Here is a 21,640-nt window from a genome sequence, read left to right on the forward strand (position 1 = left end):
GGTGATTATTTGATGCCTTACGTGAAACGAGGCGGGAAATTATTCGATCAGGCTTGCAAGGCCGGTGTCGTTCTGGGAGAACTGCAGCCGGTACAGGTTGGCGTACACGCCATCCAGCGCGAGCAGTTCGGCATGGGTGCCGATTTCGACAATCTGGCCATGTGAAAGAACCACGATGCGGTCGGCACGTTCGATGGTCGACAGCCGGTGTGCGATCACAAAGGTGGTGCGGCCTTCCATCAGGCGATCCAGTGCCGCCTGCACCGCGCGCTCGGACTCGGTGTCGAGTGCGGACGTGGCTTCGTCGAGAATCAGGATCGGCGCGTCCTTGTAGATGGCGCGCGCAATTGCCAGGCGCTGGCGCTGTCCTCCGGACAGGCGCGAACCGTTGTCGCCGATCCTGGTTTCTGCACCGTCGGGCAAGGCGTTGACCACATCGGTCAGATAAGCCGCGTCGATTGCCGCATTTATACGGTAACGATCGGGGGTATCGTCGCCATAGGCGATGTTGGCAGCCAACGTATCGTCGAACAGGACCACGTTTTGGCTCACCATCGCAATCTGGCTACGCAGGCTGGTCAGCGATACCTCTTCGATCGGCTGGCCATCCAGCAGAATCTGTCCATCGGTGGTGGAATAAAAACCGGGCACTAGGTTCACCAGCGTCGACTTGCCGCCACCCGACATGCCAACAAATGCGACGGTTTCTCCTGGTCGTACGCTCAAGTTGATGTGTTGCAGCGCGAGGTTGTTATGGCCGGGATAGGAGAAGCTGACATCGACGAAGTCGATCTTGCCTGTGCTGCGTCCCGCAAGCGACTTGCCGCCGGTGCGCTCGGTCGGCTTGTCGATCAAATCGAACACGGATTCCGCCGCCGCCATTCCGCGCTGCAGCGGCCCGTTGACCTCGGCCAGTTGCTTTAGCGGCGTGAGCAGCATCAGCATTGCGGTAATGAACGACACGAAGCCACCGACCGTGATCTGACCGTTGCCTGACTGGACCAGTGCCATCACGACCACTGCTGCGACGGCGATCGCGGTCATCAACTGGGTAATCGGCACCGTCGCGGCGAAGGTGCTGGTCATGCGCATCGTGTAGCGACGCAGGTTTTCGGAGCGTTCCTGGAAACGCGATTTTTCGTATTCCTGGCCGCCGAAGATCTTGATGACTTGCTGCCCGCGTGCCGTTTCCTCGATCACCTGCGTCAGTTCGGCGTTGACGCCCAGTGCGTCGAGGTTCAGCTTTTTCAGCCGCTTGCCGGTGGCGCGCACCACCAACGCGATCAGCGGCAGCAGGATCAGGGTAACGATGGTCAGCTGCCAGTTCAGGTACAGCAGCCACAGCAGCAGGCCCACTACAGTCAGCGCGGAGCGCACGATCGAGGTGAACACCTTGGTAATCATCTCGATGATTTGCTGCACTTCGAACATCATCGAGTTGATCACCTTGCCGACGGTTTGCGTTGCATAAAAGCCAAGCGGCAAATCCAGCATGCGTGCATACATCTGGCGCCGCAATTCATTCATCAGTCGCGTCGACACCCAGGTCATCATGTAGGTGCTGGTAAAGGTCGACACACCACGGATGGCGAAAATACCGATCACGGCTAGCGGGACGAGCCATAGCGAAAATGTTGGCTTGCCCACAAAACCCTTGTCCAGCAATGCCTGCAAGAGATAAGGGACTGCAGGTTCCGTTGCAGCGGTCACGATCATGGCGACGAATGCCATTGCCAGCCGATTCTTGTAAGGGCGATGCAGGACCGCGAGTCTTTTGATACTGGATGGAAGCATTCTGTGCCTTGCGTGTATTTCGCCTTGATCGTTAATGCGGCCGGTTATTGCAGCGTGCCCGGCCGTTCACTCGCTTGTCAGGATCGTTATGCCAGAATCGCCGATACGTTACGATCGAAACTGCGCGACATTGCCCAGAGGACGGCGAGCATAAAGACTAGGATCATCACGCCGTTATTGTGTGTCAAAAATGCCTGAGTAAGGCCGAACAGGATGTACGACACGCACAACAGCACGCCGCCGATCGCATAGGGACGCGCTTGCGGGTTTGCATGCCTTACTCGCCGGGAGAACAACACGAGCGGAATCAGGAAAATTGCTAGGGTTGCCGCCAATCCAAGCGCGCCGCGCTTGACCAGTGCATCCAGGTATTCATTGTGAAGATGGGAATGTTCACTGGTAATCGATCCGACTGCACCAGCTCTGATCAATTCGGCATCACGCTGCATATAGCCTGCCTTTCCCCAGCCGATCCATGGGTGCTCGGGGGCGATCATCAGGCCCATGCGCCACATTTCCAGTCGCGCTCCCGACGAGGTATTTGAATTGCCAGATTTGAAATACTCCTGTGTTTCCGCAACAGCGGAATCGACGCGCGACTTTACGCCGGTGCTCGGGAGTGCATAGAGCATGGCGAAAATACTGACAACGACAATCGTGCCTGCCACAACAAAGCGTTTACCGACATTGCCCCCATAGCATTTATATAAAGCGAAAAGGCAGAACGGTAGGCTGATCCAGCTGCCGCGGCTGCCCGTAAAGAGCGAGCCCAGTATTCCTAATCCGGCGCCTATGACAAGAAGGATAGACCACAGGCGGGCGCGAGGTTGATTGGCTGCCCAGGTTAAGCCTGCAAGGCAGAGCACGCCCAATACAAGGCTGATATTGCCGTACTGAATAGGGTTAGTGTGTCCCTCAGCGCGGCTAATCCCGGTCAGGATTTGCCATGCTGCGAAAAGTCCGCTTGAAATAGCACCAACAGCAAGTCCGCTCCAAAAAGCAGCCGCTCGCGGGGGAAAGGCGAGCAGCAAAAGGAGCGCGGGAATCGCAAGAACAAAGCGGAGCGGCGCGTCATATTCGCGGCCAGGTGCATGATGAATCAAATTGGCTAGCACGAACACCAGGAAGTAGCTTACCAACACGGCGATCAAAGCATAATCCTGCTTTTGCAAGTCCAGCTTGGCTCGATGCCACGGCAAAACCAGTGCTCCTGCCACTAGCAACAAAGGGCCAAATGAAAATCCGCTTGGTACGACAAGCGCAATCGCGGAAAAAAGAAAGACGGCAAAAGAGGTATATCTAGTCATTTTTATCATGATGGCGCCGGTGGCATCGATGCAAGAAAGGCAGGAAACTGGCCGGACGGCAAGAGCGGAGCCACATTTTAATCCAAACGCCATCAAGTTTTTCGATGATATTTCCACGTAAAAAGCGCCGGTTCACCGAAGATGGCTGCTTAATCTACTGTTGAAATGGCAAGGTAGAAAGAGATGATAGGCGCTCACGCGGCGATACCCCGATGGATCGCACTTATCTGCTTATGTTAAGTAAGAACGGGCTGACCGTCTTTGTAGCAACGGAAATGATGTCGCCCGAATGTAATTCGGCGACTTCGTCGTCCGATGCAATGACATCAATAATGTCTTGGCCGATCAATAGGGACACGACATGGATTACTTCCTCGCGCCTGATCGAGAGCACCTGCGCTCGCAGATTGAGTTTGCCGGACAAACGCTGTTTCAGGAAAATCTCGGATGGCGTGCCGCAATGCGTAATACGACCAGCATCAAGGCGCAGCACGCGGCTGGAAAGTTTGAACACTTCTCCTAGGTCGTGGCTCACCAACAGCGTGGTGAGACCCAAGCGCTCGTGGATGCGAAGGAGGTCGTCCTGAAGTTGGCTGCGCAAGGCCGCGTCCAGCGCGGAAAGCGGTTCGTCGAGCAACAGCAGTGCCGGCTTTTTCGCCAATGCGCGCGCCAGCGCGACACGTTGCTTCTGGCCCCCGGACAAGGTTTCGGGAAAACGATGCTGCAACGCGCCTAATCCGGCCAGATCGATTAATTCATCAACCCAGGCTGTATCATCCTTGCGTGCACCATAGGCAACGTTCTGCCTAACGCTTAGATTCGGAAACAATGCGTAATCCTGGAACACGATGCCGATCGCGCGTTCCTGGGGAGGTATGTTGATACGCTTGAACGAGTCGAACCAGGTTTGGCCGGCGACGACAAGCTTTCCGCTGTCAGGTGTAATCAAGCCGGCGAGCATGCGCAAAATGGTGGTTTTGCCGGAGCCGGACGTACCAAACAGCGTGACAAAACTGCGCGTATCGAAGATTGCCCGAATGTCCAGATCCAACTGTCCGGCTGCACTTTTCAAACTCTTGCGCAACGCGATATCGATCATGCTCGGTTCGCCTTCAGCCATTTTTTGTTGAGTACGTACACGGCCAGCAGGATCGCAAACGTAACGCCAAACAGCACTAGCGCATAGAAATTGGCGGCCGCGTAATTCAGGCTTTCCACTTCATCGTAGATCGCAATCGACGCGACTTTGGTAACCCCAGGGATATTCCCTCCGATCATCAGAATCACGCCGAACTCGCCTACCGTATGCGCAAAACTGAGCACCGCGCCAGATAACAATGCTGGTTTGATATTGGGCAGCAGCACGCGGAACAAGGTGGTGACATCGGATTTTCCGAGCGTTCTGGAAGCTTCGATCAAGGACACGGGCAATCCCTGAAACCCAGACTGGATCGGATGCACCATGAACGGCAGGCTGAAAATCACGGATCCGACCACCAGCCCGGCAAAGCTGAACGCCAATCGGACATGAAACCATTGCTCCAGCCATTGGCCGAATGCATGTTGCGGACTGAACGCAAGCAGCAGGTAAAAGCCGAGCACCGATGGCGGTAATACCAGAGGCATGCTGACCAGTGTTTCGATCACGGGTTTGAAGCGCGTGCGTGTGTATGCGACCCAGTAGGCGAGCGGAACCCCAATCGCAAGCAGGATGACGGTCGTCAGTGCGGCCAGGCGGAAGGTGAGCAGCAGCGGTTGCCAGTCGTAGCTCATGGGTACGACTCCGGCATGACCGTCATTTCGTTGGCTTTCACCAGTCCTTCCACCACATCGCCGACAGCGAGCCCGAGCGCATGCGACGATCTGGTAGTAATGACCGATTCGATGAGGTTGTCGCCGAACGCCAGCGTTACTTTGGTCAGCAGCATGCCATGTTCAATCGCCCGAACTATGGCGGGAATGCGGTTGCGCATGCTGATCAGACCGCTCAGGTTCTTGGCGAGCGAGACTTCGGTTTCCTTGAACAGCAGCGTCGCCGGCATGCCGGCAGACCAGGATGCGACTTCATCGCTGGCACCGACCAGTGTCGCGGTAAAACAATGGGAGCCGATTGCGGTATCGACAACAGCGATGCTGCCATGTACTTCAACCGCCACGATCGTAACCGGCAGGCGGTTCATGGCAGCAGGTAGCCGTAGCGTTCCAAGATCGTGCGCGACTTTGCGGAAAACACGAAATCATGGAATCGCTGCGCGAGTTTTGGGTCAGTTTGCTGCGCATGCTTGAGGATGACTACACCTTGCGCGATCGGCTGGTATGCGCCTTTGGGCAATTCGATCCACTTTCCCTGACCTTTCATCTGCGGTGCGAGCACCACCGATTTGGCGGTGAAACCGGCGTCGGCCGCCTTCGAATGAATGTACTGGTTGGTCTGTGCAATGCTTTCGCCAAATACGAGTTTGGGCGCTAATACCTGTTCCAGCCCGAGGTAGGCCAACGTTCTGATCGCTTCGCGACCGTAAGGTGCGGTTTTCGGGTTGGCGACAGCAATTTTGTGTACTACCGGGCTTGCCAGCACGCGTTGCCAATTGCCGAGGTCCAGATCCTTCATCGTCCACAACACCAGCGCGCCATACGCATACGCTTTTGGCGCGGCAGCGGCAAAGCCTCCCTGGTGCAGCTTTTCTGGATATTCCATGTCGGCCGACAGGAAGATGTCGAAGGGCGCGCCGTTCATGATTTGTGCGGCGAGCTTGCCGGATGAATTAAATACTGGCTTGAGGTCGTGGCCACTTTCTTTCTTGAATTCCCACCTCAGTTCGTCGAATGCGTACTGCACATTGGCGGCGACGGCAACTGTCAGCGTTCCGGCGCAGGCGAGCGGCGAAACGATCGATAGCAGGACAGCAAGATAAGAGAGTGGTTTCATCCTACATCAGAATGATGTCGTACTGCTCCTGATGGTATGCCGTCTCCACCTGCAGCGAAATCGGCTTGCCGATGAAGTCACCCAACATCGCCAGGTGCTGCGACTCTTCTTCGAGGAACATGTCGACCACCACTTGCGACGCCAGGATGCGGAATTCGCGCGGGTTGAACTGCTTGGCTTCGCGCAACAGTTCGCGCAGGATTTCGTAGCATACGGTGCGCGCGGTCTTGACCTGGCCCTTGCCGCCGCAGGCTGGGCACACTTCGCACAGGATGTGCGCGAGCGATTCGCGGGTGCGCTTTCTCGTCATCTCGACCAGGCCGAGCTGCGAGAAGCCGGACACCGACACCTTGGTGCGGTCGCGCGACAGCGCCTTGTTCAGTTCGGCCAGCACCGCAGTGCGATGCTCGACGCTTTCCATGTCGATGAAGTCGAGGATGATGATGCCGCCGAGATTGCGCAGGCGCAGCTGGCGCGCGATCGCATGCGCGGCTTCGAGATTGGTCTTGAAGATCGTATCGTCGAAATTGCGGCCGTTGACGTAGCTGCCGGTATTGACGTCGATGGTGGTCATCGCCTCGGTCTGGTCGATGATCAGGTAGCCGCCCGACTTGAGGTCGACGCGCCGACCCAGCGCGCGCTGGATTTCCTCTTCCACGCCGTACAGGTCGAACAGCGGCCGCTCGCCGGTGTAATGCACCAGCTTCGACAGCACCGACGGCGTGTAGCTGGTGCCGAACTGCTGCAGCATCTGGAAGTTCTCGCGCGAGTCGACCTGGATGGTGGAGGTGTTGTCATTGACGAAATCACGCAGCACGCGCTGCGCCAGGTTCAGGTCCTGGTACAGCAGGTTCGGCGCCGGCCGCGTTTTCGCCTGCTGCGTAATGGTTGCCCAGGTCTTGCGCAGGTAATCGACGTCCATCTGCAGGTCGGCGTCGGAGGCATCCTCGGCCATGGTGCGGATGATGAAACCGCCTTTTTCTTCCGGCGGCAGCAGCTTTTGCACCTTGCCGCGCAACAGCTCGCGTTCCGCTTCGTTCTCGATGCGCTGCGAAATGCCGATGTGCGCATCCTGCGGCAGGTAGACCAGCATGCGGCCGGCGATCGAGATCTGCGTCGACAGGCGCGCGCCCTTGGTGCCGATCGGGTCCTTGATGACCTGCACCATCACCGCCTGGCCGTCGTACAGCAGCTTTTCGATTGGCGTAGCAGGTGCGCTGGAATTGTCGTGAGGGCGGGCTTCCCAGATATCGGCCACGTGCAGGAAGGCGGCGCGTTCCAGTCCGATATCGATGAATGCCGATTGCATGCCGGGCAGCACGCGTACCACCTTGCCGAGATAGATATTGCCGGCCAGCCCGCGCGATAGCGTGCGTTCGATGTGGAGTTCCTGGACGGCGCCCTGGAGAATCAGTGCAACGCGGGTTTCCTGGGGGGTGATGTTGATGAGGATGTCTTCGCTCATAGCACTGGTATCCCGGCTTGCTGCAATAGCTGCGCTGTCTCGCGCAGCGGCAGGCCCATGATGCCGGAATAGCTGCCCGTAATGGTTTCGATGAATACGGCGGCCAGCCCCTGCACGGCATAGCCGCCAGCCTTGTCATACGGCTCGGGCGTGGCGCAATAGGCGTGCAGCATGGTGTCGCTCAGCGGCGCGAACGTGACGTGCGAAGTCTGCGTCACTTGAAGGGTTTGGTCGTCATGAAGCAGGGCGACACTGGTCAGTACCTGGTGCGTGCGCCCGGACAGCTGTTTCAGCATGGCGCTTGCTTCGGCCGGATCGGCCGGCTTGCCCAGTATCCGGCCGTCGACCACCACCGTCGTATCCGCAGCCAGGATCGGCCGCATCGGCAGCCGGCGCCACAGCATGGTTTTCGCGCTGTATTCGACCTTTTCGCGGGTGACGCGCACCACGTAGTCTTCAGCCTTTTCGCCTGGCAGCACTTCCTCGCTGACTTCTGGGCCGCGCGGCGAGTGGTCGCGTAGCAGCAGCAGTTCGAACTCGACGCCGATCTGGCGCAGCAACTCGCGTCGCCGTGGGCTTTTGGAAGCAAGGTATATCTTGTGGTCTACCGGTTTCATGGCGCTTTATACACGGTGGTACGGGTGGTTTTGCGTAATCGACCAGGCGCGATACAGCTGCTCGGCGAGCAGCACCCGCACCATCCCATGCGGCAGGGTCAGGCTGGAAATCCGTACCAGCATATCGGCAGATGCCTTGAAACCCGCATCCAGGCCGTCCGCGCCGCCGATCACGAATGTAACATCACGCCCGTCCTGTTGCCAATGTGTCAGTAGTTGCGACAACTGTATGGTGGTGAGGTCGCGGCCGCGCTCGTCGAGCGCGATCACGCGCGAACCCTTCGGGATGGCCGCTTCGATCTTGGTGCGCTCGGCTGCCATGGCCGTTTCCGCAGTCTTGCTGCCGGAACGCTCGACCGGCTTGATTTCCTTGAGCTGAATGCGGCATTCCGGCGGCATGCGCTTGGCATATTCGCCGAACCCGTCCTCGATCCAGGCCGGCATCTTGTGGCCGACCGCCGCAATGACCAACTGCATGGCGGGGCTTATTCCGCTGCCTTGGTCCTGGGGGCGCGCTTGACGGCCGTTTTTGCAGCCGTCTTGGTTGCAGTTTTGGCGGCCGGCTTTTTGGTGGCGGGGGAGGCGCTCTTCGGGGCGGCAACCTTCACCTTTTTACCGGCCGGGACCTTGGCGGCAGCCGTCTTCGTGGCCGTTTTCCTCGCCGGTGTTTTTGCAGCCGTCTTGGCAGCGGTCTTGCGTGCCGGCTTCTTCGGTTCGTCGTCGTCCAGGGTGGTCTGGCTGGCCGCCAGATGGCGCGAACGCTTCTTGGGTTCCTGCTCGTCTTCTTCGGCGGCGCGCGTCGACTTGCGCTTGGCGGCGCCGAACTTGACTTCCTTGTCGCCCCAGATCTCTTCCAGGCGGTAGTAGTCGCGGATGGCCGGCTGCATGATGTGCACGATCATGTCGCCCAAGTCGACCAGCACCCATTCGCCGGTGTCTTCGCCTTCGATGCTGACGACTTCGCCGCCTTTTGCCTTGACCTTGTCGCGCACCGATGCGGCCAGCGCCTTGGTCTGGCGGTTCGATGTGCCGGACGCGATTGCCAGGCGGTCGAACATGCTGGTCAGGTGGACCGTGTCATAGACACGAATGTCCTGCGCTTTGACATCTTCCAGGGCGTCGATGACGGTGGCTTGCAGTTTTTTGATATCCATTAATTTTGATAGAGATGATGTTGTTTTATATAGTCTAGCACCCCGGGCGGAATGAGCGAATCCGGCCGCTCGCCGTGTTGGAGTGCAGCACGTATTTCAGTAGCAGAAATATCGATCGCCAGATTGGTCGCCACGTAGGCCAATCCGTGCGCGCAGTTGCGCATCTGCTCCGGCGTGCCGGCGCGGCGCGCGAATTCCTGAGCGACTTGTCCGGGAATATGCGCATCGTCCAGCACGAACCCGGGGCGCGATGCGGCGCAAATGTGCGCGTAGTCAAATAGGCGATTCCACTCCTTCCAGGTGTGCAACTGCAATAATTGATCGGCGCCAATCAGGAACACCAGGCTGATCTGCGGACCGAGGTCGGCGCGCAACTGGCGCAAGGTGTCGATTGTGTACGTTGCGGCATTACGTTCGATTTCCTGACGGTCGATGGTGACGGGAACCGGCAAGCCGTCGAATGCGAGCTTGAGCATGTCGATGCGCTGTTCGGGCGAGGCTTGTAAACCTTTCTTTTGCCAAGGATTGCCCGCGGGGAGGAGGCGCAATTCGTCCGGGAACAGCAGCTTGGCGAAGTAACTGCCAAGTGCGACGTGGCCATTATGCACCGGGTCGAAACTTCCTCCCAATAACGCGATGCAACGACGGCTCACACCCAGTCCTTCGGTACCAGGAAATCGGAATACAGTTTCGCTTCCGGCGTGCCCGGTTCCGGGGTCCAGTCGTAACGCCACTTGACGACGGGTGGCATCGACATCAGGATCGATTCGGTGCGTCCGCCCGACTGCAGGCCAAACAGCGTGCCGCGGTCAAACACGAGGTTGAATTCGACGTAGCGCCCGCGCCGGTAAGCTTGGAAGTCGCGCTCGCGCTCGCCGTAAGACATGTCCTTGCGGCGCTGCAGCAACGGCAGATAGGCATCGATGAAATGGTCGCCGACGCTGCGTATCATGGCGAAGCTTTGATCGAAGCCGAGTTCATGGAAGTCGTCGAAAAAGATGCCGCCGAGTCCACGCGGCTCCTTGCGGTGCTTCAGGTAAAAATAGTCGTCGCACCATTTCTTGAAGCGCGGATGCAGGCCGGAGCCGAACGGCGCCAGCGCATCGCGGCACACCTGGTGGAAGTGCTTGGCATCTTCTTCGTAGCCGTAATACGGCGTCAAGTCCATGCCGCCGCCGAACCACCAGACCGGTTCCTTGCCTTCTGCCGTGGCGGAGAAAAAGCGCACATTCATGTGCGAGGTCGGCGCGTACGGGTTGCGCGGGTGCAGCACCAGCGACACACCCATGGCTTCCCAGTTGCGTCCGGCGATCTCGGGGCGATTGGCTGCGGCAGTCGGCGGAAGGCTGGCGCCGCTGACATGCGAAAAGCCGACACCGCCGCGCTCCAGGACGTTGCCCTCCTCAAGAATGCGCGATATGCCGCCGCCGGCGATCGGTCCCGCGCCGTGCGGGCGTTCCCACTGGTCGGTGAGGAAGGATTGGCCGTCGATATGCTCGAGGGCTTCGACGATGCGGGACTGCAAGTCGAGCAGGTAAGCTTTGACAGTAGCGGTGGAGGGCGTAGTCACGGTGGTTCCGATCAGGGACGAACGCGCCCTCTCCCATCTGCGGAAGAGGGCGCCTCAATTTTGGTGCTTTACATCAGCCGGGCGTGCCAGTTGCCCGACAGGGCGTTTACTGCGCGTGCCGTTTCAGCGCGCGCCACCCAATGTCGCGGCGGAATTGCGCGCCGTCGAAGTGGATCTTGTCGACGGCATCATACGCATGTTTTTGCGCGATGCGCACGCTGTCGCCCAGGCCCACCACGCACAGCACGCGGCCGCCCGAGGTAACCAGCTTGTCGCCATTGAGCGTGGTGCCGGCATGGAAGGTCATGCAATCGGGCGTCTCGGCCGGGATGCCGGTGATCGTGTCGCCCTTGCGCGGCGCATCCGGGTAGCCGGCGGCCGCCATCACCACGCCCAGCGCGGTACGGCGATCCCACTCCAGTTCGACCTGGTCGAGCGTGCCGTTGACGGCGTGTTCCATCACGCCCACCAGATCGGTCTTCAGGCGCGCCATGATCGGCTGCGTTTCCGGATCGCCCATGCGGCAGTTGAACTCCAGCGTCTTCGGATTGCCCTTGGCGTCAATCATCAGACCGGCATACAGGAAACCGGAAAACGGTACGCCATCCTTCATCATGCCCAGCACGGTCGGATTGATGATTTCGCGCATCACGCGCGCATGCAACGACGGGGTAATGATCGGCGCCGGCGAATAGGCCCCCATGCCGCCGGTGTTGGGGCCTTCATCATTGTCTTTCAAGCGCTTGTGGTCCTGGCTGGTCGCCAGCGGCAGCACGTTTTTGCCGTCGACCATGACGATGAAGCTGGCTTCTTCGCCGGCCAGGAATTCCTCGATCACGACGCGCGCGCCGGCATTGCCGAGCTTGTTGTCCGATAGCATCATCTCGACGGCTGCATGTGCTTCATCGACTGTCATGGCCACAACCACGCCCTTGCCGGCAGCCAGACCGTCGGCCTTGATGACGATCGGCGCGCCTTTCTGGTTGATGTACTTGCGGGCGGCTTGCGGATCGGTGAAGGTTTGATAGTCGGCGGTCGGAATGCGGTGGCGCTTCATGAACGCTTTCGCGAAATCCTTCGAGCTTTCGAGCTGCGCGGCTTCCTTGGTCGGGCCAAAGACTTTCAAGCCGTGTTCGCGGAAAATATTGACGATGCCGGCCGCCAGCGGCGCTTCCGGGCCGACCACGGTCAGCGCGATGTTTTCCTTGATCGCGAACTGTGCCAGCCAGGCTGGATCGGTAATGTCGACGTTCTGCAGGCGCGCATCGAGTGCCGTGCCGCCGTTGCCCGGTGCAACATAAACCATTTGAATCCGCTCGGATTGCGCAAGTTTCCAAGCCAGGGCATGTTCGCGGCCGCCTGAGCCGACTACCAGAATTTTCATGGATATAACTACTCGTTGGAAGCGGGGCAGTGCCGACGGCAGCCCCACTGTAATTTACTTGTGAAACGGGTAAAGCGAAAGGCCAAAAACGATCACTCTTCAATCACTGCGTTGGTATAGACCTCTTGAACGTCGTCAAGGTTTTCCAGCGCGTCGAGTAATTTCTGCATCTTGACGGCGTCGTCGCCGGTGAACACGGTTTCGGTCGACGGCTTCATCACGATTTCGGCCACTTCGGCCTTGAAGCCGGCTTTTTCCAGCGCATCCTTGACGGCCGAAAAATCGTGCGGCGCGGTGATCACTTCGATGCCGCCTTCGTCGTCGGTGACCACGTCTTCCGCACCGGCTTCGAGCGCGGCTTCCATCAGCGTGTCCTCATCGGTGCCCGGCGCAAAATACAATTGGCCGCAATGCTTGAACAGGAAGGCGACCGAACCTTCGGTCCCCATGTTGCCGCCGAATTTGGAAAAGGCATGGCGCACTTCCGCCACGGTACGCACACGGTTGTCAGTCATGCAATCGACGATGATCGCGGCACCGTTGATGCCGTAGCCTTCGTAGCGGATTTCTTCGTAGTTGACGCCTTCCAGGCCGCCGGTGCCGCGCTGGATCGCGCGCTGCACGTTATCCTTCGGCATGTTGGCGTCCGCCGCCTTGTCCACCGCCAGGCGCAGGCGCGGATTGCTGGTCATGTCGCCGCCGCCCATGCGGGCCGCGACCGTGATTTCCTTGATCAGGCGCGTCCAGATCTTGCCGCGCTTGGCGTCGGTCGCGGCTTTTTTATGCTTGATATTGGCCCATTTACTGTGTCCAGCCATGGCAAAACTTTCTTGGAAATAGAAGGAGGAGTTGGGCAGGGAAAGCTGATTTTGGAGTAACAATTTAATCCAAAATAAGTGACTGCCCGGCCGAAAAGCAATCTACAATTTTAGCATATCGCCCCCACCCAAAATTTGCCAGGAAGCTTCTACTACGATGTCAAACCCACTACTGATCGCAAAGAACCAGACCCGGGAACTGGAGCTGCTACCCAATCTCGCCAACCGCCACGGCTGCATTACCGGCGCCACGGGGACTGGCAAGACCGTCACGCTGCAAGTGCTGGCGCAGGCGCTGTCCGATATCGGGGTGCCGGTGTTCATGGCCGACGTCAAGGGCGATCTTTCCGGATTGGCAAAGCCAGGCTCGGCGACGCCCCGTATCCGCGAGCGGCTCGACTTGCTCAAACTGGAGGAGCCGGCATGGGCTGGGTGCCCGGTGACGTTCTGGGACGTGTTCGGCGAGCAGGGCCATCCGGTGCGCGCGACGATCTCCGACCTCGGACCGCTTTTGCTGTCGCGCATGTTGAACCTGAACGAGGTCCAGCAAGGCGTGCTGCAACTGGTCTTCAAGGTTGCCGACGACCATGGCTTGCTGCTGCTGGATATGAAGGATTTGCGTGCAATGCTGCAGCATGTGGCTGAGCATGCGAGCGAATTGCAGACCGAATACGGCAATATTTCCGCCGCCAGTATCGGCGCCATCCAGCGCGGCTTGATCGCGATCGAGGAGCAGGGCGGCGACCGCTTCTTCGGCGAACCGATGCTCAATATCGACGATTTCATGCAAACCGACGGCAACGGCCGCGGCATGATCAACATCCTCGCCGCCGACAAGCTGCTCAATTCCCCCCGCCTGTACGCGATTTTCCTGTTGTGGATGCTGGCGGAGCTGTTCGAACGCCTGCCCGAGGTCGGCGATGTGGACAAGCCCAAGCTGGTGTTCTTCTTCGATGAGGCGCACCTGCTGTTCGACGAGGCGCCCAAGGCCCTGCTGCAAAAGATCGAGCAGGTGGTGCGCCTGATCCGCTCGAAGGGCGTCGGCGTGTATTTCGTCACGCAAAATCCGCTCGATATCCCCGACACGGTACTCGGCCAGCTCGGCAACCGGGTGCAGCATGCCTTGCGCGCTTATACCCCGCGTGACCAGAAGGCGGTGCAGGCGGCGGCCGAGACGTTCCGGCCCAATCCGCAGCTCGACACCGCGCAAGTCATTACCGAACTGGGGGTGGGCGAGGCATTGATTTCGTTTCTTGACGATAAGGGCCGACCCAACATCGTCGAGCGCGCCTATGTCGTCCCGCCGGCCTCGCAGATCGGCCCGGTTTCAGCGGCGGAGCGCAGCGAAATCATCGCCAATTCCATGATTGCCGGCGTATATGAAAAGGTCGTCGACCGCGATTCGGCCTATGAAAAGCTGAAGGGCCGCGTTGTCGCCCAGGCGCAAACCAGGGATGCGGCGCCGGCATCCAAGCCGGCCGGCACCGTCCAGAATCAGAATGCGCCGCAAGAAAGCGGGCCGTCCATCGGCGCCTCGGTACGCGACATGATGGGCGGCTTGTTCGGCGGCAGCGGCGTGGGGCGCCGCAAGGACACGATGGTGGAAGCGATGGTCAAGTCGGCCGCGCGCTCGATCGGTTCGCAAGTCGGGCGCGAGCTCATCCGTGGCGTGCTCGGCTCACTACTGAAGAAATAAGGGGCGGGGCCGCTCGAGCCCCGTCCTGCCGGAAAATCATTCGCAGCGTAAAATCGCTGCATGACCGCGACCACCTCTTCCCCTATACATCCTGCATTTTCCCGCCAGGCTTATCTGTCAGGACTGGCGATCGCGATTGCCGGCGCCATCCTGTTTTCTGCCAAGGCGATCGTCGCCAAGCTGATCTACCGCTACCACGTCGATGCCGTCACGCTGATCGCTTTCCGCATGATGTTTTCGCTGCCGTTTTTCGCGGCGGTCGCGTTATGGAAGGCGCGCTCCGAACCGGCGCTGGAAAAATCGGATATCGGCAAGCTCATTTTGCTCGGCTTGCTGGGCTACTACCTGTCGAGCTTCCTGGACTTTCTCGGCCTGCAGTACATTTCCGCCGGGCTGGAGCGGCTGATTTTATTCCTGACGCCATCCTTCGTACTGCTGATTTCGTTTGCCTTCCTGAAGAAAAAAATTACCATGCTCGAGTGGGCTGCGCTCGGCGTGGCCTATCTCGGCACGGTGCTGGTGTTCCTGCACGATGTGCGCTTCGGTAGTTCGAATGTGATGCTCGGCGGCATGTTCGTTCTCGGCAGTGCGATTTCGTATGCAAGCTACCTGCTGTTGTCGGGCGCCCTGGTGCGGCGTGTTGGCGCCATGCGCCTGGTGGCGTACGCGATGTGCGCGTCGAGCGCGGCATGCATCTTGCAATTCTTCCTGTTGCGGCCGAGTTCGATGCTGGTGCAGCCGATGCCGGTGTATGGCCTGTCGCTGCTCAATGCGGTGCTGTGCACCGTCTTGCCGGTTTTTCTGACGATGGTTGCGGTCGCGCGCATCGGTGCGGCGGCGGCATCGCAGGCGGGCATGATCGGGCCGGTGTCGACCTTGTTCATGGGCGCGGCGATCCTGGACGAGCCGGTGACCGGCATCCAGCTGGCCGGCACGGCGCTGGTGCTGGTCGGGATTTATCTGGTTTCAAGGAAAAAGGCGTAGGGGGGGGGCAGCATGGATTTCGGACTGCGCGGCAAACAGGCGCTGGTATGCGGTGCCAGCAAGGGGCTGGGGCGCGGCTGCGCCGAAGCGCTGGCAGGCGAGGGCGTCAACGTGACGCTGGTGGCGCGCACGGCCGAGACGCTGGAGCAGGCGGCAGCCGAGATCCGGAACAGGACCGGCGTGGCCGTGACGACGGTGGCCTGCGACATCACCACCGCCGACGGCCGCGCGCTGGCCCTGGCGGCTTGCCCGAACCCCGACATCCTGGTGACCAATGCGGGCGGTCCGCCGCCCGGCGATTTTCGCAACTGGTCGCGCGATGACTGGATCGCGGCACTCGACGCCAACATGCTGACCCCGATCGAACTGATCAAGGCCACGGTGGATGGCATGATGGCGCGCCGCTTCGGGCGCATCGTGAACATCACGTCCAGCGCGGTGAAGGCGCCGATCGACATACTCGGATTGTCGAATGGCGCGCGCTCCGGGCTGACCGGTTTCGTGGCAGGGCTGGCGCGCAAGACCGTCGCCCACAACGTCACGATCAATAACCTGTTGCCGGGCCAGTTCGACACCGACCGGCTGAAAAAGACGCTCGGCGGAGCCGCCGCTGCCGCCGGCAACAGCGTGGAAGAAGCGTTCGAAGCGCGGCGCAGGCAGATCCCGGCGCAGCGCTTCGGTACGCCGGCAGAATTCGGCGCGGTCTGCGCCTTCCTGTGCAGCGTGCATGCGGGGTACATGACCGGCCAAAATGTGCTGCTCGACGGCGGCAATTACCCGGGCACTTTTTAGTTTTAGCGAAACGGAGTCACGGTGAAAAAGCGCATTGCACTGATCGCCCACGATCAGAAAAAGGACGACATGGTGGAACTCGCCTCGGAGTACGCGGACCTGTTGCGCCAGTGCCTGCTGGTGGCCACCGGCACGACCGGCAAGCGTCTGGCCGACGAGGTGGGCCTGACCGTGGAGCGCAAGCTGTCCGGGCCTTACGGCGGCGACTTGCAGATCGGCGCTGAGCTGGTCGATGGCAAGATCGATTGCGTGATCTTCCTGCGTGATCCGATGACCGCGCATCCGCACGAACCGGACGTCAACGCGCTGGTGCGCGCCTGCGACGTGCACAACGTGCCGTGCGCCACCAATGTCGTATCGGCCAAGCTGTTGCTGGCACAAATGGTTCCCCATCACCATCATCATTCATAAAGGAACAACAATGACGAAGGCAATCCGCATGTCCGCCGCTGGCGGCCCCGAAGTGATGGAATATGTCGATGTCGAGGTCGGCGAGCCCGGGCCGGGCGAAGCGCGCGTGCGCCAGGCCGCCTGCGGCTTGAACTACATCGACGTGTACTTCCGCACCGGCGCCTACCCGCAACCGCTGCCGGCCGGCTTGGGCATGGAGGGCGCCGGCACGGTGGAAGCTGTCGGAGCGGGCGTCACGCACGTGAAACCGGGCGACCGTGTCGCTTATGCGGGGCGTCCGCCGGGCGCGTATGCGCAGGCGCGCGTCATGCCGGCGGCGGTGCTGGTCAAGCTGCCCGACGAGATCGATTTCGAGACGGCCGCCGCGATGATGCTGCAGGGCTTGACCGTGCAATACCTGTTTCGCCGCACCTTCCCGCTGCGCGGTGGCGAAACCATCCTGTTCCATGCGGCCGCCGGCGGCGTTGGCCTAATCGCTTGCCAGTGGGCGCGCGCCTTGGGCGTGACGATGATCGGCACTGTCGGCTCCGACGAAAAGGCGGAACTGGCCAAGGCGCATGGCTGCGCCCACACCATCAACTACAACAAGGAAAACTTCGTCGAGCGCGTCAAGGAAATTACCGGTGGCAAGGGCGTGCCGGTGGTGTACGACTCGATCGGCAAGGATACGTTCATCGGCTCGCTCGATTGCCTGGCCCCCTTGGGCATGATGGTCAGCTTCGGTGCCGCCTCCGGTCCGGTGCCGCCATTTTCGTTGAATGAACTGGCATCGCGCGGCTCGCTGTTCATTACCCGGCCATCGCTGTTCAATTACATTGCCAAGCGCGAAGACCTGGATGCGATGGCGGCCGACCTGTTCAGCATGGTGATCAGCGGCAAGGTCAAGATCGATATCAACCAGCGCTATGCATTGCAGGATGCGGCGCAGGCGCACCGCGACCTTGAGGCGCGCAAGACAACCGGTTCGACCATCCTGATTCCGTGAGCCGATCATGGACCGACCCGACGACAATCCGATGAACCATCCGGCCGAACAGCCGGCGGGGAGCGACGACGATAGCCCGAAGTTCGGACGGCTGCTCATCGTGCTGCTGTGCGCGGTGCTGGTGATCGTGGCGATCACCCTCATTTCGGAAGCGCTGTATACCTGACGCCAGAACTTCGCCCCGCCCGGGGCGAACGCAGATAGATCACTGCATCTTCAATTCCACCCGGTGCGGCACGCCGTTCTTGCCGGGGAAGTCGGCGAAGGCGCTTTTCACCATGTACGGCATCACGGCTGCCAAGGAGCCGTTGCGGCCTTCGCTGACCACCGTCGTTTCATACAGTTTCTTGCCGTCGGCTACCTGCGCCATCACGATGCGCAGCTGGCGGGTGTAGAGCTGGTAATTCTCTTCGCGCTGCTCGACGATCGGCGGCCCGTACCAGAACGGATCGTAGAACGGGCTGTAGTAGCCGCGCCAGGCCGGCCCGTACCAGTACGGGTTCATGATGGGTGCTGGATAGGGATTGACCACCACCGGATACACTTCGCGCACGTCGCGTACCCTGATGCTGTAACTGAGCATGATCTTCAGCTTGGGTGGATGCGCCGTGCTCGCCTCGGTGAAGCCGAGCCGGTTCAGCTCGGCGCGCACTAGGTTTTCATAGTTGCGGTATTCCAGGTTGTTGTCCTGGTCGCGGGTGCGTTCGAAGACATAGGATTTGTCCTGCAGCTGCGCCGGCCATTCATGAAATGCCGTGACCTCGCTCTGGACCGTGGTCGTGGCGCAGCCTGTCAGCAGCAAACCCGACACGGCCAGGCAGGCCGCGATCAGCCAACGTTTCATACCGTCTCTCCAGCTAAACATTCCGAATTTCAGCATAAGCCAGGTGCAATTGAAGTGCGTAAGTATTTGTAACCGCGATGGGATGGCATGAATGCGCATCAGCGAGCTGCGATCACGAAAAGCGCAAATGTCGACTGCGACGGAATAGGCTCGCCTACCATAGGTTGGTAAAATGTGAGTTTGCGCCACATTATCCTCCGATTTACGGACCTCGCTATGCGTACCGATACTCCCCTGACCATTTATCGCAAGGACTATACGCCGCCCGGCTTTTGGGTCGAGACGGTTGAGATGGGCTTCGACCTCGATCCGGAAGCGACTCATGTCGCCACCCGCATGACGTTAAAGCGCAACCCCGCCAGCCAGAACAAGAGCCTGCTGCTGTACGGCGAAGCCTTGCGCCTGGTGCAGCTGCGCATGAATGGTAAGGCGCTCACCAAGCGCGCTTACACACTGGGCCCGGGCACCCTGGAAATCAACAACCCGCCCGACCATGTCACGCTCGAAATCGAAACCGTCACCCATCCGAACCTGAACACGTCGCTGATGGGCTTGTACGTGTCTGACGGCAATTTCTTTACGCAATGCGAAGCCGAAGGCTTTCGCAAGATCACCTATTTCCCCGATCGTCCCGACGTGATGGCGAAGTATAAGGTCATGCTGCGCGCCGACAAGGAGAAATATCCGGTCCTGCTGTCCAACGGCAACCTGATCGAAGAAGGCGACTTGGGGGATGGACGTCATTACGCCGTATGGGAAGACCCGTTCAAGAAGCCGTCCTACCTGTTCGCCTTGGTGGCAGGCAAGCTCGTGTGCCAGGAAGAAAAATATACGCTGCACTCCGGGCGCGAAGTGCTGCTGCAGGTCTGGGTGGAAGAGGGTAACCTCGACAAGACTCAGCACGCGATGGATTCGCTCAAGCGCAGCATTCGCTGGGACGAGGAGCGCTTCGGACTGGAGCTCGACCTCGACCGCTTCATGATCGTCGCCGTCGGCGACTTCAACATGGGCGCGATGGAAAACAAGGGCTTGAACATCTTCAACACCAAGTACGTGCTGGCCAATCCGCGCATCGCGACCGACACCGATTACGCCAACATCGAATCGGTGGTCGGCCACGAGTACTTCCACAACTGGACCGGCAACCGCGTCACTTGCCGCGACTGGTTCCAGTTGTCCTTGAAGGAAGGCCTGACCGTCTTCCGCGACCAGGAATTTTCGGCCGACATGATCGGCACCGACAGCGCGCGCGCGGTCAAGCGCATCGAGGATGTGCGCGTGCTGCGCCAGGCGCAGTTCCCGGAAGATGCCGGCCCGATGGCGCACCCGGTGCGGCCCGATTCCTACGTCGAAATCAATAACTTCTACACGGTCACCGTCTACGAAAAAGGCGCGGAAGTGGTGCGCATGTACCAGACGCTGTTTGGCCGCGACGGCTTCCGCAAGGGCATGGACCTGTACTTCCAGCGCCACGACGGCTGCGCGGTCGAGTGCGACGATTTCCGCCGCGCGATGGCCGACGCCAACGGGCGCGACCTGTCGCAGTTCGAGCTGTGGTACTGCCAGTCCGGCACGCCGCATCTGAAGGTCGATACGCACTACGATGAAGTGGCCAAGACGTACGCCATCACCTTGACGCAATCCTGCCCGGCGACGCCGGGACAGGCACAGAAGCAGCCGTACCACATCCCCGTCGCGGTCGGCCTGCTCGACGGCAGCGGGCGCGACCTGCCGCTGCATCTGGGCGGCGTCGAGATCGACGGCCCCGCGCCGACGACCATGGTGCTGGAACTGACGCAGCAGCGCCAGAGCTTCGAATTCCGCAACGTGCCGGTGCATCCGGTACCGTCGATCCTGCGCGGTTTTTCCGCGCCGGTCGTTCTCGAGATCGACTACTCCGACGCCGAACTCGCCTTCCTGATGGCGCACGACAGCGACCCGTTCAACCGCTGGGAAGCCGGGCAGCGCCTAGCGATGCGCCGCCTGCTTGCGCTGGCCGACGCGGTGCAGAAGGATCATGCCTTGTCCGATTCTGAATTGCAGGAAACCGCGCTTGGCAAGGCCTACCACAAGATCCTGTCCGACCGTATGCTCGATCCGGCGTTCTGCGAACTGGCGCTGACGCTGCCATCCGAGACGGTCGTCGCCGAACAGGTAGACGTGGTCGACCCGCATGCCATCCATGCGGTACGCCAGTTCATGCGCCGCTCGCTGGCAGCGGCCATGCGGGTCGAGTGGGAAGTGGCTTACCAGGCAAACCGCACGCCCGGCTCCTACAGCCCGGACGCGGCAGCGGCCGGCAAGCGTGCCCTGAAAAACCTGGCGTTGTCCTACCTGATGGAACTCGACGAACCCCAGATGCACCTGCTGGCGCAAGGTCAGTATGACCAGGCGAACAACATGACCGACCGCATCGCCGCGCTGTCGGCGCTGGTCAACAGCAGCGCCGCCGGCAGGGACGAAGCGCTGGCGCGCTTCTATGCCGAGTTCGAGCAGGAGGCGCTGGTGATCGACAAGTGGTTCGCGCTGCAGGCCATGGCGCGCACGACCGATGTGGCCAAGGTGCGCGACTTGATGGCGCATACGGCCTTCACCCTGAAAAACCCGAACCGCGCGCGCAGCCTGATCTTCAGCTTCTGCAACGGCAATCCGGCGCAATTCCATGCCGTCGACGGCAGCGGCTATGAATTCTGGGCCGATCAGGTCATCGCCCTCAATGCGATCAACCCGCAGGTCGCCGCGCGCCTGGCGCGCAGCCTGGACCGCTGGCGCAAGTATGCGCCGGCCTTGCAGGAAAAGATGCAAGCCGCGTTGAAGCGCGTCGCCGCCACCAAGTCGCTGTCGAAAGACGTGCTGGAAGTGGTCACCAAATCCCTCGCCAATTAACCAA

General features: G+C 60.2%; 22 protein-coding genes. 7 read left to right on the forward strand and 15 right to left on the reverse strand.

The features are described 5' to 3' along the window. Positions 1–39 precede the first annotated feature (39 nt). The 14 genes from msbA to TSA66_RS10335 form a co-directional block, all read right to left on the reverse strand. Positions 40–1,794 (reverse strand): lipid A export permease/ATP-binding protein MsbA, encoded by a 1,755-nt coding sequence (msbA, locus tag TSA66_RS10270; protein WP_040039931.1) that lies wholly within the window; start codon positions 1,792–1,794, stop codon positions 40–42. A gap of 86 nt (positions 1,795–1,880) precedes the next feature. Then, a complete protein-coding gene (locus TSA66_RS10275; protein WP_232429449.1) occupies positions 1,881–3,110 on the reverse strand; it encodes an O-antigen ligase family protein in 1,230 nt (409 codons plus the stop codon). A 214-nt stretch (positions 3,111–3,324) separates the two neighbouring features. Next, positions 3,325–4,200: an ABC transporter ATP-binding protein gene (locus TSA66_RS10280; protein ID WP_040039932.1), complete on the reverse strand. Its 876-nt coding sequence runs from the start codon at positions 4,198–4,200 to the stop codon at positions 3,325–3,327. Continuing rightward, the gene (gene modB, locus TSA66_RS10285) at positions 4,197–4,874 is read right to left on the reverse strand and encodes a molybdate ABC transporter permease subunit (protein ID WP_040039933.1); all 678 of its coding nucleotides are present in this window, start codon (positions 4,872–4,874) and stop codon (positions 4,197–4,199) included. Before modB ends, TSA66_RS10280 begins: the two co-directional genes overlap by 4 nt. Then, positions 4,871–5,281, reverse strand: a complete 411-nt coding sequence (locus TSA66_RS25495; protein ID WP_052452229.1) for a TOBE domain-containing protein — start codon at positions 5,279–5,281, stop codon at positions 4,871–4,873. Before TSA66_RS25495 ends, modB begins: the two co-directional genes overlap by 4 nt. Continuing rightward, on the reverse strand, positions 5,278–6,030 hold the full coding sequence (gene modA, locus TSA66_RS10295) for a molybdate ABC transporter substrate-binding protein (protein WP_040039934.1): 753 nt from the start codon (positions 6,028–6,030) through the stop codon (positions 5,278–5,280). The genes TSA66_RS25495 and modA overlap by 4 nt, the downstream gene beginning before the upstream one ends. Before the next feature lies 1 nt (position 6,031). Then, entirely contained in the window at positions 6,032–7,495 is a 1,464-nt protein-coding gene (gene rng, locus TSA66_RS10300) for a ribonuclease G (protein WP_040039935.1), read from the reverse strand. Continuing rightward, positions 7,492–8,112 carry a Maf family protein gene (locus TSA66_RS10305; protein WP_040039936.1) on the reverse strand — a complete coding sequence of 207 codons (621 nt, stop codon included), beginning with the start codon at positions 8,110–8,112 and terminating at the stop codon, positions 7,492–7,494. The genes rng and TSA66_RS10305 overlap by 4 nt, the downstream gene beginning before the upstream one ends. Before the next feature lie 6 nt (positions 8,113–8,118). Continuing rightward, positions 8,119–8,589, reverse strand: coding sequence for a 23S rRNA (pseudouridine(1915)-N(3))-methyltransferase RlmH (gene rlmH / locus TSA66_RS10310; protein WP_040039937.1), 471 nt, complete (start codon positions 8,587–8,589; stop codon positions 8,119–8,121). 8 nt (positions 8,590–8,597) lie between these two features. After that, on the reverse strand, positions 8,598–9,266 hold the full coding sequence (gene rsfS / locus TSA66_RS10315; RefSeq protein WP_040039938.1) for a ribosome silencing factor: 669 nt from the start codon (positions 9,264–9,266) through the stop codon (positions 8,598–8,600). After that, positions 9,266–9,919: a nicotinate-nucleotide adenylyltransferase gene (locus tag TSA66_RS10320; RefSeq protein WP_408639476.1), complete on the reverse strand. Its 654-nt coding sequence runs from the start codon at positions 9,917–9,919 to the stop codon at positions 9,266–9,268. The genes rsfS and TSA66_RS10320 overlap by 1 nt, the downstream gene beginning before the upstream one ends. Beyond that, positions 9,916–10,836, reverse strand: coding sequence for an oxygen-dependent coproporphyrinogen oxidase (gene hemF / locus TSA66_RS10325; RefSeq protein WP_040039939.1), 921 nt, complete (start codon positions 10,834–10,836; stop codon positions 9,916–9,918). Before hemF ends, TSA66_RS10320 begins: the two co-directional genes overlap by 4 nt. A gap of 106 nt (positions 10,837–10,942) precedes the next feature. Next, a complete protein-coding gene (gene purD, locus TSA66_RS10330; RefSeq protein ID WP_040039940.1) occupies positions 10,943–12,220 on the reverse strand; it encodes a phosphoribosylamine--glycine ligase in 1,278 nt (425 codons plus the stop codon). Between the two features lie 92 nt (positions 12,221–12,312). Then, positions 12,313–13,038 (reverse strand): YebC/PmpR family DNA-binding transcriptional regulator, encoded by a 726-nt coding sequence (locus tag TSA66_RS10335; protein ID WP_040039941.1) that lies wholly within the window; start codon positions 13,036–13,038, stop codon positions 12,313–12,315. 157 nt (positions 13,039–13,195) lie between these two features. Between TSA66_RS10335 and TSA66_RS10340 the strand changes: the two genes are divergently transcribed. Genes TSA66_RS10340 through TSA66_RS27310 form a run of 6 tightly spaced genes read left to right on the forward strand, consistent with a single transcriptional unit; the run spans position 13,196 to position 18,072 of the window. Continuing rightward, positions 13,196–14,734, forward strand: a complete 1,539-nt coding sequence (locus TSA66_RS10340; protein ID WP_040039942.1) for a helicase HerA-like C-terminal domain-containing protein — start codon at positions 13,196–13,198, stop codon at positions 14,732–14,734. 60 nt (positions 14,735–14,794) lie between these two features. Then, a complete protein-coding gene (locus TSA66_RS10345) occupies positions 14,795–15,718 on the forward strand; it encodes a DMT family transporter (RefSeq protein WP_040039943.1) in 924 nt (307 codons plus the stop codon). Between the two features lie 12 nt (positions 15,719–15,730). Then, positions 15,731–16,510, forward strand: a complete 780-nt coding sequence (locus tag TSA66_RS10350) for an SDR family oxidoreductase (protein WP_040039944.1) — start codon at positions 15,731–15,733, stop codon at positions 16,508–16,510. Positions 16,511–16,531: 21 nt separating this feature from the next. Beyond that, entirely contained in the window at positions 16,532–16,921 is a 390-nt protein-coding gene (locus TSA66_RS10355) for a methylglyoxal synthase (protein WP_040039945.1), read from the forward strand. Positions 16,922–16,931: 10 nt separating this feature from the next. Then, a complete protein-coding gene (locus tag TSA66_RS10360) occupies positions 16,932–17,906 on the forward strand; it encodes a quinone oxidoreductase family protein (protein WP_040039946.1) in 975 nt (324 codons plus the stop codon). 7 nt (positions 17,907–17,913) lie between these two features. After that, complete coding sequence (locus tag TSA66_RS27310; protein ID WP_198358766.1) at positions 17,914–18,072, forward strand: hypothetical protein; 159 nt, start codon at positions 17,914–17,916, stop codon at positions 18,070–18,072. Between the two features lie 39 nt (positions 18,073–18,111). On the opposite strand, the gene TSA66_RS10365 is transcribed toward TSA66_RS27310, so the two are convergent. Further along, entirely contained in the window at positions 18,112–18,750 is a 639-nt protein-coding gene (locus TSA66_RS10365) for a DUF4136 domain-containing protein (RefSeq protein ID WP_052452230.1), read from the reverse strand. A 216-nt stretch (positions 18,751–18,966) separates the two neighbouring features. Between TSA66_RS10365 and pepN the strand changes: the two genes are divergently transcribed. After that, positions 18,967–21,636: an aminopeptidase N gene (gene pepN / locus TSA66_RS10370; RefSeq protein WP_040039948.1), complete on the forward strand. Its 2,670-nt coding sequence runs from the start codon at positions 18,967–18,969 to the stop codon at positions 21,634–21,636. Positions 21,637–21,640: the final 4 nt, after the last annotated feature.

Origin of the sequence: Noviherbaspirillum autotrophicum (genome assembly GCF_000818395.1) — a bacterium.
Classification (GTDB): Bacteria; Pseudomonadota; Gammaproteobacteria; order Burkholderiales; family Burkholderiaceae_D; genus Noviherbaspirillum; species Noviherbaspirillum autotrophicum.

What these genes read in the sequence shown, in the direction of transcription:
- msbA (WP_040039931.1), bottom strand. Translation starts at nt 1,794, where the DNA reads ATGCTTCCATCCAGTATCAAAAGACTCGCGGTCCTGCATCGCCCTTAC.
- TSA66_RS10275 (WP_232429449.1), bottom strand. Translation starts at nt 3,110, where the DNA reads ATGATAAAAATGACTAGATATACCTCTTTTGCCGTCTTTCTTTTTTCC.
- TSA66_RS10280 (WP_040039932.1), bottom strand. Translation starts at nt 4,200, where the DNA reads ATGATCGATATCGCGTTGCGCAAGAGTTTGAAAAGTGCAGCCGGACAG.
- modB (WP_040039933.1), bottom strand. Translation starts at nt 4,874, where the DNA reads ATGAGCTACGACTGGCAACCGCTGCTGCTCACCTTCCGCCTGGCCGCA.
- TSA66_RS25495 (WP_052452229.1), bottom strand. Translation starts at nt 5,281, where the DNA reads ATGAACCGCCTGCCGGTTACGATCGTGGCGGTTGAAGTACATGGCAGC.
- modA (WP_040039934.1), bottom strand. Translation starts at nt 6,030, where the DNA reads ATGAAACCACTCTCTTATCTTGCTGTCCTGCTATCGATCGTTTCGCCG.
- rng (WP_040039935.1), bottom strand. Translation starts at nt 7,495, where the DNA reads ATGAGCGAAGACATCCTCATCAACATCACCCCCCAGGAAACCCGCGTT.
- TSA66_RS10305 (WP_040039936.1), bottom strand. Translation starts at nt 8,112, where the DNA reads ATGAAACCGGTAGACCACAAGATATACCTTGCTTCCAAAAGCCCACGG.
- rlmH (WP_040039937.1), bottom strand. Translation starts at nt 8,589, where the DNA reads ATGCAGTTGGTCATTGCGGCGGTCGGCCACAAGATGCCGGCCTGGATC.
- rsfS (WP_040039938.1), bottom strand. Translation starts at nt 9,266, where the DNA reads ATGGATATCAAAAAACTGCAAGCCACCGTCATCGACGCCCTGGAAGAT.
- purD (WP_040039940.1), bottom strand. Translation starts at nt 12,220, where the DNA reads ATGAAAATTCTGGTAGTCGGCTCAGGCGGCCGCGAACATGCCCTGGCT.
- TSA66_RS10335 (WP_040039941.1), bottom strand. Translation starts at nt 13,038, where the DNA reads ATGGCTGGACACAGTAAATGGGCCAATATCAAGCATAAAAAAGCCGCG.
- TSA66_RS10340 (WP_040039942.1), top strand. Translation starts at nt 13,196, where the DNA reads ATGTCAAACCCACTACTGATCGCAAAGAACCAGACCCGGGAACTGGAG.
- TSA66_RS10345 (WP_040039943.1), top strand. Translation starts at nt 14,795, where the DNA reads ATGACCGCGACCACCTCTTCCCCTATACATCCTGCATTTTCCCGCCAG.
- TSA66_RS10350 (WP_040039944.1), top strand. Translation starts at nt 15,731, where the DNA reads ATGGATTTCGGACTGCGCGGCAAACAGGCGCTGGTATGCGGTGCCAGC.
- TSA66_RS10360 (WP_040039946.1), top strand. Translation starts at nt 16,932, where the DNA reads ATGACGAAGGCAATCCGCATGTCCGCCGCTGGCGGCCCCGAAGTGATG.
- TSA66_RS27310 (WP_198358766.1), top strand. Translation starts at nt 17,914, where the DNA reads ATGGACCGACCCGACGACAATCCGATGAACCATCCGGCCGAACAGCCG.
- TSA66_RS10365 (WP_052452230.1), bottom strand. Translation starts at nt 18,750, where the DNA reads ATGAAACGTTGGCTGATCGCGGCCTGCCTGGCCGTGTCGGGTTTGCTG.
- pepN (WP_040039948.1), top strand. Translation starts at nt 18,967, where the DNA reads ATGCGTACCGATACTCCCCTGACCATTTATCGCAAGGACTATACGCCG.